The 11,507-nt window shown below is 60.3% G+C and carries 12 protein-coding genes; 7 read left to right on the top strand and 5 right to left on the bottom strand.

Features of this window, described 5'->3' with window-relative positions; genetic code table 11:
• The first annotated feature begins 2 nt into the window (after positions 1 to 2).
• The 4 genes from ACR0KM_RS10695 (at position 3) to ACR0KM_RS10680 (ending at position 2,452) form a co-directional block, all read left to right on the top strand.
• Positions 3 to 368, top strand: coding sequence for an RNA-binding S4 domain-containing protein (locus ACR0KM_RS10695; protein ID WP_480821675.1), 366 nt, complete (start codon positions 3 to 5; stop codon positions 366 to 368).
• 65 nt (positions 369 to 433) lie between these two features.
• Positions 434 to 772, top strand: a complete 339-nt coding sequence (gene fdxA, locus ACR0KM_RS10690; RefSeq protein WP_170503422.1) for a ferredoxin FdxA — start codon at positions 434 to 436, stop codon at positions 770 to 772.
• A gap of 285 nt (positions 773 to 1,057) precedes the next feature.
• A complete protein-coding gene (locus ACR0KM_RS10685) occupies positions 1,058 to 1,567 on the top strand; it encodes a CarD family transcriptional regulator (protein ID WP_170572040.1) in 510 nt (169 codons plus the stop codon).
• Positions 1,568 to 1,690: 123 nt separating this feature from the next.
• Positions 1,691 to 2,452, top strand: a complete 762-nt coding sequence (locus ACR0KM_RS10680) for an ion channel (protein WP_480859666.1) — start codon at positions 1,691 to 1,693, stop codon at positions 2,450 to 2,452.
• Here ACR0KM_RS10680 and cobS read toward each other — a convergent pair.
• On the bottom strand, positions 2,449 to 3,213 hold the full coding sequence (gene cobS, locus ACR0KM_RS10675) for an adenosylcobinamide-GDP ribazoletransferase (RefSeq protein ID WP_480859664.1): 765 nt from the start codon (positions 3,211 to 3,213) through the stop codon (positions 2,449 to 2,451). The two genes, ACR0KM_RS10680 and cobS, sit on opposite strands and share 4 nt — an antisense overlap.
• 79 nt (positions 3,214 to 3,292) lie before the next feature.
• Between cobS and cobT the strand changes: the two genes are divergently transcribed.
• Positions 3,293 to 4,303: a nicotinate-nucleotide--dimethylbenzimidazole phosphoribosyltransferase gene (cobT, locus tag ACR0KM_RS10670; RefSeq protein ID WP_480859661.1), complete on the top strand. Its 1,011-nt coding sequence runs from the start codon at positions 3,293 to 3,295 to the stop codon at positions 4,301 to 4,303.
• Between the two features lie 92 nt (positions 4,304 to 4,395).
• On the opposite strand, the gene ACR0KM_RS10665 is transcribed toward cobT, so the two are convergent.
• Both ACR0KM_RS10665 and ACR0KM_RS10660 read right to left on the bottom strand, forming a co-directional pair.
• Positions 4,396 to 6,279 (bottom strand): monovalent cation:proton antiporter-2 (CPA2) family protein, encoded by a 1,884-nt coding sequence (locus ACR0KM_RS10665; protein WP_480821684.1) that lies wholly within the window; start codon positions 6,277 to 6,279, stop codon positions 4,396 to 4,398.
• A gap of 19 nt (positions 6,280 to 6,298) precedes the next feature.
• Complete coding sequence (locus ACR0KM_RS10660; protein ID WP_170669588.1) at positions 6,299 to 6,754, bottom strand: Lrp/AsnC family transcriptional regulator; 456 nt, start codon at positions 6,752 to 6,754, stop codon at positions 6,299 to 6,301.
• 147 nt (positions 6,755 to 6,901) lie between these two features.
• On the opposite strand from ACR0KM_RS10660, the gene hppD reads away from it, so the two are divergent.
• On the top strand, positions 6,902 to 7,999 hold the full coding sequence (gene hppD / locus ACR0KM_RS10655) for a 4-hydroxyphenylpyruvate dioxygenase (RefSeq protein ID WP_480859658.1): 1,098 nt from the start codon (positions 6,902 to 6,904) through the stop codon (positions 7,997 to 7,999).
• 57 nt (positions 8,000 to 8,056) lie between these two features.
• Here the strand turns inward: hppD and ACR0KM_RS10650 are convergent, their stop codons facing one another.
• Positions 8,057 to 9,940, bottom strand: a complete 1,884-nt coding sequence (locus ACR0KM_RS10650) for a hypothetical protein (RefSeq protein ID WP_480859654.1) — start codon at positions 9,938 to 9,940, stop codon at positions 8,057 to 8,059.
• A 164-nt stretch (positions 9,941 to 10,104) separates the two neighbouring features.
• Here ACR0KM_RS10650 and ACR0KM_RS10645 point away from each other — a divergent pair, with 164 nt between their 5' ends.
• A complete protein-coding gene (locus tag ACR0KM_RS10645) occupies positions 10,105 to 10,800 on the top strand; it encodes an SIMPL domain-containing protein (protein WP_480859651.1) in 696 nt (231 codons plus the stop codon).
• Between the two features lie 2 nt (positions 10,801 to 10,802).
• On the opposite strand, the gene ACR0KM_RS10640 is transcribed toward ACR0KM_RS10645, so the two are convergent.
• The gene (locus ACR0KM_RS10640) at positions 10,803 to 11,507 is read right to left on the bottom strand and encodes a GNAT family N-acetyltransferase (protein WP_480859649.1); all 705 of its coding nucleotides are present in this window, start codon (positions 11,505 to 11,507) and stop codon (positions 10,803 to 10,805) included.

Raw genomic sequence — 11,507 nt, 5'->3', positions numbered from 1 at the left:
CGATGGCCGAGGCCAAGCTGCGGATTGACAAATGGTTGTGGCAGGCGCGGTTCTTCAAGACCCGCAGCCTGGCCGCCAAACAGGTCAGCGGCGGCCATGTCAGGCTGAACGGGAACCGGGTGCTGAAACCGGCGCAAGCCGTGGCCCCCGGGGACGTTCTGACCTTTCCGCAGGGCCGGATCGTCCGCGTCGTCCGGATCGAAGCCCTGGGTGAGCGGCGCGGCCCGGCACCAGAGGCGCAGGCTCTGTACTTTGATATGACCGAAAAACGGGACGCACCGCCCAAAAATCCGGGATTTGAGGGAAAAGGTCGTCCAACCAAGAAAGAACGGCGTGCACTTGACCTTTCTCGCACCCCAAAGGGGTGATCTTCTCTTGAAGAGGCGCGCAGACTGAATTAGCTAATCGCCAAAGCGCAAACGGGAAATCCAAAATGACCTATGTTGTCACCGAAAACTGCATTGCCTGCAAATACACCGACTGCGTCGAGGTTTGCCCGGTGGATTGTTTTTATGAAGGTGAAAACGCCCTGGTCATTCACCCCGACGAATGCATCGACTGCGGCGTCTGCGAACCCGAATGTCCCGCCGACGCCATTCGCCCGGATACTGAACCGGGTATGGAACAATGGGTTGAATTCAATCGCAAATTCTCAGAACAATGGCCTGTGATCGTGACCAAGAAAGATCCCTTGCCCGAGGCTGAAGAACGCGACGGCGAAGAAGGCAAGATGGAGAAGTATTTCTCGGAAGCGCCGGGCGAGGGTGGTTGAGCGATTCGGCGGTCAAAATCGTCGAAATGACAATTGATCCACGCGGTAAGGCTCTGAAATAAAAATACTTTACCGGCTTGAATGCAGGTCGGCCTTTTGAGTGTCGCAATTTTGTGATATACTCAATCCCGAATGATGACTGTGATTGGGATGTGCTCCGTAAGTATGCTCGCTTTGGAGTTCTGATTTTATGACAAAAAAGCCGCCTGACGGGGCCGTTTGTGGCCTCGGCTGGGGTGTTTTTGTCGTCTCATGTCCCGGTCTCGCAACGAAGGATGTATCTGAATGTCGAAGTCCAAAAAGCTTGAGTTCCGCCCGAACGATTATGTCGTCTATCCCGCCCATGGCGTGGGGCAGATCATCTCGATCGAGGAACAGGACGTCGCGGGGTTCTCGCTCGAGCTGTTTGTGATCTCCTTTGAGAAGGACAAGATGACCCTGCGCGTGCCGACCAACAAGGTGACCGAATCCGGTCTGCGTTCGCTCAGTTCGCCGGATGTCATTTCTCAGGCCATGAAAACGCTGAAGGGCAAGGCGAAGGTCAAGCGTGCCATGTGGTCGCGCCGGGCGCAGGAATATGAACAGAAAATCAACTCGGGCGATCTGATTTCGATTGCCGAAGTGGTCCGTGACCTGCACCGCACCGATGACCAGCGCGAACAGAGCTATTCCGAGCGTCAGCTTTATGAGGCCGCGCTTGAGCGTCTGACCCGCGAAGTGGCCGCCGTGTCCGGCGCGGATGAGATTTCGGCAGCCAAACAGGTGGACGAAGTCCTGACCTCACGCGCTGCCTGATCGCGATTACGCAATGGTAAGGGTCGTTCCGGTATCCGGGGCGGCCTTTTTCGTGGTCGACTGCTTGGTCCGGCGGTGCTTGTCGGGTATTTTCCTGCTACCGCAGGAGGATACGGGGCCACGATGAAGCAAACTGTAAAGTTCCTCTATATCAGCCACGAGCCAGTATCGGTCTGGTTCCGCTATGGCCTGATCCTGTTCGACATCGCCTCGATCATCTTCTTTGTCGCCACCGCAAACATCCCGCATGGGCCCGGGCTGACGGTGGCGAGTATCGGGGTGGGGTTGATCATCCTGCTGGATTTCTCGGCCCGGATGTGGATTTCCAAGGATCGCTGGAAGCTGCTGCGGCAGATTTATACGCTGGCCGATATCGTGGTGATTGTGTCGCTGATCCTTGATCCGTTTCTGACTGGAAATCTGGCCTTTCTGCGGATTTTGCGGGCGCTGCGTCTGATCCATTCCTATCACCTGCTGCGCGATCTGCGCCGCGACAGCCCCTTCTTTCGTACACATGAGGATGCGGTGATTGCAGCGATCAACCTGCTGGTCTTCGTCTTCGCTACCTCAACCGCCGTGCTGGTGTTCTTTGTGCCCGAGGATGCGCAGACCCCCTATATCGACGCGCTGTACTTCACCATGGCAACGCTGACGACGACGGGGTTCGGGGACATTACGCTAACCACACCTGCGGGTAAGCTTTTTTCCGTTTTTATCATGGTGGTCGGCGTGGCGCTGTTCGTGCGGCTGGCGCAGGCGATCTTCATGCCGCAGAAGGTGCGCTACAAATGCCCAAGCTGTGGCTTGTTCCGCCACGATCCCGACGCGGTGCATTGCAAGCATTGCGGTGAAACGCTTCGGATCGAGACCGGCGGCGCGGCCTAGAGCGATGCGGTCAGCGCCAGAAGGAAGGCAATTTCCGAGACCTGTTGTGTGGCCCCCAGAGTATCCCCGGTCTGACCTCCGATCTTGACCCTGGCAAGCCGGGCGACGATCGCAGCCCCCAGCAAGGCGCACAGCATTGGGGCGATGGCCGATCCGCCCAACAGCAGCAGAGACAGCAGGGCGGCCAGTCCAAGCCCCGACAGCACCAATAGCAGCGGCGGCGCGCCGACCGAATGGCTCAGCCCCGAGCGGCGCGCATTCGGCAGGGCGCGCATCAGCACGGGCATCAGGGCGCGGGAAAACAGGCAGGCGGCCAGAATTCCGGTCAGCAGGCCTGCGCCGATCAGGGTCGTGATGGCAGTCACGCGCAGCATTTGGGACAGCAGCAGGGCCAGAACCCCGTAGGTGCCGATATGGCTGTCTTTCATGATCTCTAGTCGGCGTTCGGGGTTGAACCCGCCCCAGAGCCCGTCGGCGGTGTCGGCCAGCCCGTCTTCATGCATTGCTCCGGTCGCGAGGATCAGGACGGCGACCAGCAGGGTGGCGGTGGCGAGGGTCGGCAGCTGTGCCCAAATCGAAATCCATGCCACCCCACAGGCCAGCGCTCCGACAACCAGCCCGGCCAGCGGATAGGCCCACGCCGCACGCGACTGGCGGGCAAAGGCGTCCTCGGGCAGGCGCGGCAGGTGCAGGCGGGTCAACAGGACCAGAGCCAGCGGGATATCCCACAGGGAAAACGGGGTGGTGTCGTTTTTGGTCACTCCCAGGCCTTTCAGGGTCTTGTTGCTTTGCCAGCAATGGTTAAACACACAGGACCACTCTGATGCAACGAGGCTTTCCATGCTGCCCGAACTCACTGACCTCAATAGTTTCCGCGATGCGCTGACCGGTGCACCTGGCCCGGATACATCCGCCATACAGGGCGCTGAAGAGCGGAATGGCCAATTGACCAAACCTCCGGGCGCGTTGGGGCGGCTTGAGGATCTGGCGATCTGGTACGCGGGCTGGCGCGGGGATGCGCGGCCTCAGATCAATGCGCCTCAGGTCATTGTGTTCGCGGGCAACCATGGGGTGACGGCACAGGGCGTGTCAGCCTTTCCGCCCGAGGTGACGGTGCAGATGGTCATGAATTTCGAACATGGCGGCGCGGCGATCAACCAGCTGGCCAAGGCTGCGGGTGCGAAGATGGATGTGCACGCGCTGGAGCTCGATCGACCCACCGGAGATTTCACCCAAGGCCCCGCGATGAGCGAAGAGGAGCTGTTGAGTGCCCTGCGCACCGGCTGGCAGGCGGTCGATCCGCAGGCGGATTTGCTGGTGGTCGGCGAGATGGGGATCGGCAACACTACACCCGCCGCCGCCATCGCCTGCGCGTTGTTTGGCGGGGACGCCGCCGACTGGACCGGGCGTGGCACCGGGGTGGATGATGCAGGGCTGGTCAACAAGACCCGCGTTGTGGCCGATGGCGTTGCCCTGCATGGGCGCAAAGATGGCCTGGAGGTTCTGCGCTGTCTGGGAGGGCGCGAGATTGCCGCCATGGCGGGGGCAATCGCCGCCGCGCGCGTTCTGCGCATTCCGGTCATTCTGGACGGGTTTATTTGCACCGCAGCGGCAGCGTGTCTGGCGCAGCTGTCGGATGCGGCGCTGGACCACACCGTTGCAGGCCACCAAAGCGCTGAGGGTGCGCATGCAGCCATGTTGGACAAGCTGGGCAAAGAGCCGTTACTGAGCCTTGGGCTGCGGCTGGGCGAAGGTTCTGGCGGGGCGTTGGCGATCAACATTCTGAAAAGTGCCGTTGCCTGTCATTCGGGTATGGCCACCTTTGCCGAGGCCGGAGTTTCAGACGGCTGACGTTGGGGGCGGGGGCTCTGCCCCCGTCGCCTGTGGCGACTCCCCCGGGATATTTTTAGCCAGATGAAGCTGGCGGGATCGGTTTTGTAGGGTCAGGCCGATTTCTTTGCGTGTTCCTCGGCCAGTTCCAACAGGGCCGTTTCCAGGTCTTTCTCAAGCTGCTGTGCGCGTTCGATGTATTTCTTGTTCTCGGCGGTGGGCATGCCGGGTATCCACAGTTCGGCCAGTTCCCGGACCGATGTCCGGTCGTGGTGATAGAAGGTTTGTTCGGCTTGCGCGGCCTCGTATTCGCTGAGGCCGATGTTTTCCAGAACATAGCGGCCGGCGCGCAGGGACCCGTCGAACATTTCGCGGACGATGTCATTGGCTCCGGCCTGATACAGCTCGTAGACATGGGTGCGGTCGCGGGCGCGGGCGATGATGTGCAGGTCGGGGCGTTGGCGGCGGGCATAGCCGACCAGTCGGGTGACCTGTTTGTAGTCATCCATGGCTGCAACCAGAACCGAGGCTTTTTCGATCCCGGCGGCGCGCAGCAGTTCGGGACGGGTGGGATCGCCGAGGAACCCCTTGACCCCGAAGCGGCGCATCAGCTGGATGGTCTCGATATCGTGGTCCAGAACCACCGTTTTAAACCCGCTGGCCTGCACCAGCCGGTTGACGATCTGCCCAAAGCGGCCGATCCCGGCGATGATGACGGGGCCTTTTTCGTCGATCATGTCGGGCTCGACCTGCGGTTTATGATCTCCGATATAGCGCGAGAGCACGTCGTAGAGGATGAACAGCAGCGGCGTGATCAGCATGGTGAGCGCGATGATCATAAGCAGTTTCTGCGACAGGGCCGGAGGGATGACGTTTTGCTGTGTCGAGAATGCCAACAGGACAAATCCGAACTCACCTGCCTGCGCCAGCCCCAGCGTAAACAGCCAGTGATCGCGCCCGCGCAGTTTGAAGGCGCGGCCGACGAGGAAGAGGATGATCCCCTTGGCCAGAATGACCAGCAGCGCCAGCCCGATCAGGTCAAACGGGTCGGCGAAGAAGTAGCCCACATCGATCCCCGCACCCACCGTGATGAAGAACAGGCCAAGCAGCAGGCCCTTGAAGGGCTCAAGATCGCTTTCCATTTCATGCCGAAATTCCGAGCTGGCCAGAACCACGCCCGCGAGAAATGCGCCGAGGGCGGGGGACAGCCCCACCAGCGTCATCAGGAACGAGATACCGACCACGATCATCAGCGCCAGCGCGGTATACATCTCGCGCAGGCGAGTGGCGTGGATGAAACGGAACAGGGGTCGGGTCAGATATATGCCGGCCAGCACCACGAACGCGACCGCCCCGATCGTGACCAGCGTGACGGCCCATCCGGGCAGCCCCTCGACCAGCGACAGCGTGGCATGATGATCCGCGCCATGGGCTGCGTCATGGGCCCGCTGGATCGAGCCGTCATCCTCGATATGAATGCTTGCAGGGAGAGCCAGCAAGGGCAGGAAGGCAAGGATCGGGATCACCGCAATGTCCTGTGTCAACAGAACCGAGAAGGTTGCGCGCCCTCCGTTCGTTTGCATCAGTCCTTTTTCGGACAATGTCTGCAACACGATCGCCGTTGAGGACAAAGACAACGTCAAACCAACTGCCAGCGCCACTGACCACGGCTGCCCGGTATAAAACGCCACCGCCGCGATGGCGGCAGTCGACAGGCCAACCTGCAGCCCGCCAAGGCCCAAAAGCTTGTCGCGCATGTCCCACAGGGCGCGGGGTTCAAGTTCGAGCCCGATGAGAAACAGCATCATCACCACGCCGAATTCAGCCACGTGCTGCAGGCTTTCTGTTTCCGCGCCAACCAGCCCGAGAACGGGGCCGATCGCGATGCCTGCGGCCAGATAACCCAGCACCGATCCCAACCCCAGTCGGGCTGACAGGGGCACGGCGATGACTGCGGCTGCCAGATAAATTGATGCCTGATAAAGGAACTCGTTCATTTTGCCCTCTTAAATCCGCTCAGGTCGGGAGCGGCGCGTCGCGTTTCAATTGGTCCATCACGATCTGGCTTTGCACCCGTGCCACTGCAGGATGCGGCAGGATCACTTCGTGAAGCAAGCTGTTGAGTGCTGAAAGGTCGTCACAATAAACGTGAAGAAGGTAATCTGCCTCTCCGGTCATCGTCCAGGCGCTGCTGATCTCGGGGCGGGTGTTCACCATACGGGCAAAACTGGCGGATTGGTCGGGGCCGTGGGTGCCCAGATGCACCTGGATGAAGCCCTGGACCTGCAGGCCCAGTTTCAGGGGGTCCAGCCGGGCGGTGTATCCGGTGATGTACCCCTCAGCCTCAAGCCGCTGTCGGCGGCGACCTGCTTGGCTGGCGGACAGGTTCAGCATCTCGCCCAGCTGATGCGCCGTCAGGTGTGCATCCTTCTGCAAAGCTGACAACAATCGCGTGTCGGTCGCGTCCAGCATATGCGGCGATTCTCCGTTTTTCGCTCAATCTGTGCGGATAGTCCGCGTTTCAACTCAGGTTACACGAAAACAACGCGCAGAAACAGCGCACGTTAAGGCGTATTTTTGAATCAGCAAAGAAATTCCTGTTTTCCGAGGAGACGCGCCATGGGTCCTTTCCCGCACAATGCCCCGAAATCTGTCATCAGCGATGAGAATCCCGCCGGGACCGACGGCTTTGAATTTGTCGAATTCGCCCATCCCGAGCCGCAGGAGCTGCGCGATCTGTTTGCGCGTATGGGGTTCGACTATGTCGGCTATCACCGCAACTCTCCCACGGTCGAGCTGTGGCAGCAGGGCGATGTGACATATATCCTGAATGCCGATCCTGACAGCTTTGCCGCCAAATTTGTGGCCGAGCATGGCCCCTGCGCCCCTTCGATGGGTTGGCGCGTGGTGGACGCGCAGAAGGCCTATGAGCACGCGATTTCCAAAGGGGCCGAGCCCTATGACGGGGCCGACAAGACCCTGGATGTGCCTGCAATCAAGGGTATCGGCGGCTCGCTGATCTATTTTGTCGATCAGTATTATGACACCTCGCCGTATAATGAAGAGTTCGAGTGGCTCAAGCAGTCCAAACCGCGCGGCGACGGGTTCTATTACCTCGATCACCTGACCCATAACGTGTTCAAAGGTAACATGGACAAGTGGTTCAAGTTCTACGGCGACCTGTTCAACTTCCGTGAAATCCGGTTCTTCGACATTCAGGGCAAGTTTACCGGGCTCTACAGCCGTGCGCTGACCTCGCCTTGTGGTCGCATCCGTATTCCGATCAACGAAGACCGGGGCGAGACCGGGCAGATCGTGTCGTACCTGAAGAAATACAAAGGCGAAGGTATCCAGCACATCGCCGTAGGCAGCGATGACATCTACAGCTCGACCGACGCGATTGCCGAGAAGGGCCTGAAGTTCATGCCCGGCCCGAACGAGGCCTACTATGATATGTCCTATGACCGCGTCACGGGCCATGACGAGCCTAAGGAACGCATGATGAAGCACGGCATCCTGATCGACGGTGAAGGCGTTGTTGATGCGGGTGAGACCAAGATTCTGCTGCAGATTTTCTCGAAAACCGTAATCGGTCCGATCTTCTTCGAGTTCATCCAGCGCAAGGGCGATGATGGGTTTGGCGAAGGCAATTTCAAAGCCCTGTTCGAATCCATCGAGCGTGAGCAGATTGAATCGGGTGAAATCTCGGCAGCCTGACCGGTGGAATGACCAAAACTTCAAAGCGCCGTATCTGCCCGATACGGCGCTTTGCTTTTATCCGCGCGGCAATTTGAGGGTGACGTTCTTGCCGCGCTTTTGATAGCGCAGTTCACTATCGCCAATGGCAACGACGTTGCCTCCGTCGATGCGGTCCCCGACTTTTAGTTTTTTGTAACGTCCGCTTGGCAACCGCACCAGCGCGCGACGATTGGCAGGTGTGCCATACACGCCGATCAGGTTCAACTTGCGCAGGTTGATCGCGTTGTCGATGGTGGCCTGTCGCGCAACCGAGGCGCTTGAGGGGATTTTGGGTTGCACTGCTTTGGCCTGGAAAGAACCAGGCTCTTCGGCATTACTGGTCACATTTGCCGTTGAACCCAGCGACGCGCTGCCAGAGGCCGAAGGCTCCGCGACACGCGCGGCGATGGCGGAAGGGCGTGTTTTGGGGCGGGGAACACGTACGACTGCCAATGCAGTAGGGGTTTCATCCACAACGGGTTCGACCTGCAACGCCTCGGGGCGCAGCCGGGGCCGGACGGAGGCAAGCTCTTGCCGCGACCGTCCGCCGAGTTGTTGCCTCTCGAACTGATCCACCAGATTCTCGGGCCGCGGGCGCGGGCGGAAGGTTGCAAGCCTCTCATCAACGTTTTCGACAACCACCGGCTCGGTTTCAAATCGGGTCGGCGGCTCGGGGGGAACGGATGAGGGGCGGCCGAGATACACCATCACACCTGCCGGGTTCAGCGTGCCATCGGCGCTTGGAGCCACGAGGCCTCGCGCGTCGAGTTCGAACCGCTGGCCCGCCTGTCCGGGCAGAGCAAGCGGTGCGAAGGGTTCATCAGTTTCCAGGCTGGCATGCGGCGGCAAGGCGACGATATCTGTCGAAAGGTTCGCCCGATCAACCGAAGTCAGATACAGATCGTCCAACACCGGGGCGGGTGGCGCGTCCAAATCCGAAGGATCGACCGGTGCGGTGCCCGTGAACGGATGAAACGACGCTGAGTCAGCCAGAGGTTCGGCAAGATCTTCAACAACTTCCGGCTCGACCTTCAACGCTTCTAGGATCGCGGCGTCCGTTGCCGTCAGTGCGGGTTGATCCTCTACCGGTTCCGGCGCGGGTGGAAGGTTTGCAAGCGCGGTGTCGGCGGGCTCGGGGTCTGGCAGTGCGGTTTCTGGTTCTGGCTGCACCTCTGGTTCAACCGGCTGGGCCAGTTCAACGTCGCCCGAATCCGAGCTGTTGAAAGACCAGATCCCAAGCAGCATGCCGATCACCACCGAGGCGGCGATTGCCGGGACAACAAAGCGTTTCGGCTCAAGCCCGGATCGCACAGGGGCAGGCGCGGCGGCAGAGGCTGGTTCGAATGCAGGCGCCCGAGGCGCTTCGGCGATCGGGTGCACCGGAATATCGTCCGGTGGATCCTCTGGCACTGTGGCAGGGCGCACGATCGCGGCTGGTTCATCCGGCGTAAGGGGCAGCTCAAAGAAAGGTTCATCCAATCGATCACTACCGGTTGCGCTAAGCCAGAAGGCCTCGGGCACAAAGCCGTGGTCGATCGCGAATGCGCTGGCCTCGTGCAGCGTCTGCCGGGCGACCGCCGCGATGCGGGTTTCGCCATCGCCCGGTTCGGTTGCGTATGCCAGTTCGGCCAGGTCATAGGGCGTGGCTGTGGCGAGTGTGTATTCGACCTTCTGAGCAGCCTCATCAGCATTCAGATCACCTGTGTTGGCGGTCAGCAGCCGTACCTGATCGGAGGGCAGGATCAGCTTGCAGCTCAGATCATTTTCCAGCGCGAATCCCTGTTCGCGCAGTGACTGGATTTGTTCATGAAGGTCCGGTGCATCCAGCGCGGCTGTCCCGATACAATACCAATCGCCATCCGACTGGTGATGCAGGGAAATGCCGTTTTCAGAAAATGACAGCGCGAAGGCGGGTTTCATAATCCGGATGAACCATAATTGTCAGCTTTAATGCAAACGCTTGTATGTTTGCCGTCCGAGAATAGAGCAGGAACCCGCCGAGGGAAAGAAAAACGCGCGTTACCCTCTTGCCGTGTGGCGCGTGCAGCACCCATCTTGAGGTCAAGTCAATGGGAGGGATCACCTTGAAGACACTTGCTTTTCTGGCTGCAATGACCGCAGCCGTGGCGGCCATGTCGGCCCATGCGGAAGAACGTCGCATCTCGGTCAGCGGCACCGGAACCAGCCTTGTTGCGCCTGACATGGCGACCATCACATTGGGGGTGACGAACCAGGATGCGCAGGCATCGGTTGCGATGCAGGCGACCTCGGACGCGGTGGCGCTAATTCTCAAGCGGCTGGATGAGATGGGGCTTGAGGCGCGCGATGTGCAGACCCGCGATCTTTCGCTGTCCCCGGTCTGGTCGGGCCGAAACAGTTCCGGAAACCAGCCGCCCGAGATCACCGGCTTTACGGCGTCCAACCGGGTCTTGGTCCGGGTGCGTGATCTGGATCGACTGGGTCAGATCATGGATGCGGTGATCAAGGACGGGGCCAACGATTTCGGCGGCCTGAGCTTTAGTGTGCAGGACCCCAAACCGCTTGAGGCCGAAGCGCGGGCCAAGGCCGTTGCAGATGCCACGGCCAAGGCGGAACAACTGGCGCAGGCGGCTGGGATCACGCTGGGGCCGGTGATCTCGATCAACGACCACGGCGGCGGCGTGCGTCCGGTGGCTCAGATGCGCGAGATGGCGATGTCAGATGCCGGTGGCGTTCCGGTTGCTGGTGGAGAGGTCTCGGTGTCGGTCAATATCGCGATGGAGTTCGCGATCGCTGAGTAACCTCAGGCGCGGGCTTGCAGCGGCTGACGCTGCTGGCCCGTTTCATCGAAGTTGTCGGGCGACAGCCATGCCTGAAAGGCATCCCGGATACGCGGCCATTCGTTGTCTAGGATCGAATACCAGGCCGTGTCGCGGTTGCGTCCCTTGTAGTGGGTCGCCTGCCGGAAAACGCCCTCGAAGGTGAAGCCCAGCCGCTCGGCGGCCTGACGCGACGGTGCGTTTAACGCATCGCATTTCCATTCATAGCGGCGATAGCCCAATTCATCGAACACACGCTGCATCATCAGGGACATCACCTCGGTCGATTGCAGCTTGCGCTGCAAAAGCGGTGAAAAGTGGATGTGGCCGACCTCAATGGCTCCAGCAGCCGGCTCGACGCGCAGATAAGAGGCCATGCCGACAGGCGTTTCATCGGCGTCTAGCACGGTGTGAAACATCGGATCGGCATCCATGCAATTGGCCTGCGCCCAAGCGATGAATTCGGCCTCGGTCTCGAACGGACCATAGGGTAGGTAGGTCCAGTTGCGGCCGTCCGTGTCGTTGGCAAACGCCCGGTACAGGCCGGGCGCATGTCTGTTTACGTCCAGGGGTACGACTGAACATAACCGGCCAACCATCGGCGTATAAGGCGGTGTGGGGCGCGGGAACGCGCCCGTGACCGGCAAGCCGATAGGTTGACCCAGATCGTTGGTGTCGTGCCCGGCCAT

Source organism: Ruegeria sp. G10 (assembly GCF_056533645.1).
The sequence above is the reverse complement of the archived record's forward strand: the minus strand, read 5'-3'. Positions and strand labels throughout refer to the sequence as shown.

Coding starts and splice junctions, on each gene's coding strand:
- ACR0KM_RS10680 (WP_480859666.1), top strand. CDS start 1,691: ATGAAGCAAACTGTAAAGTTCCTCTATATCAGCCACGAGCCAGTATCG.
- fdxA (WP_170503422.1), top strand. CDS start 434: ATGACCTATGTTGTCACCGAAAACTGCATTGCCTGCAAATACACCGAC.
- ACR0KM_RS10640 (WP_480859649.1), bottom strand. CDS start 11,507: ATGGCCGGGCACGACACCAACGATCTGGGTCAACCTATCGGCTTGCCG.
- hppD (WP_480859658.1), top strand. CDS start 6,902: ATGGGTCCTTTCCCGCACAATGCCCCGAAATCTGTCATCAGCGATGAG.
- cobT (WP_480859661.1), top strand. CDS start 3,293: ATGCTGCCCGAACTCACTGACCTCAATAGTTTCCGCGATGCGCTGACC.
- ACR0KM_RS10695 (WP_480821675.1), top strand. CDS start 3: ATGGCCGAGGCCAAGCTGCGGATTGACAAATGGTTGTGGCAGGCGCGG.
- ACR0KM_RS10650 (WP_480859654.1), bottom strand. CDS start 9,940: ATGAAACCCGCCTTCGCGCTGTCATTTTCTGAAAACGGCATTTCCCTG.
- ACR0KM_RS10685 (WP_170572040.1), top strand. CDS start 1,058: ATGTCGAAGTCCAAAAAGCTTGAGTTCCGCCCGAACGATTATGTCGTC.
- ACR0KM_RS10660 (WP_170669588.1), bottom strand. CDS start 6,754: ATGCTGGACGCGACCGACACGCGATTGTTGTCAGCTTTGCAGAAGGAT.
- ACR0KM_RS10665 (WP_480821684.1), bottom strand. CDS start 6,279: ATGAACGAGTTCCTTTATCAGGCATCAATTTATCTGGCAGCCGCAGTC.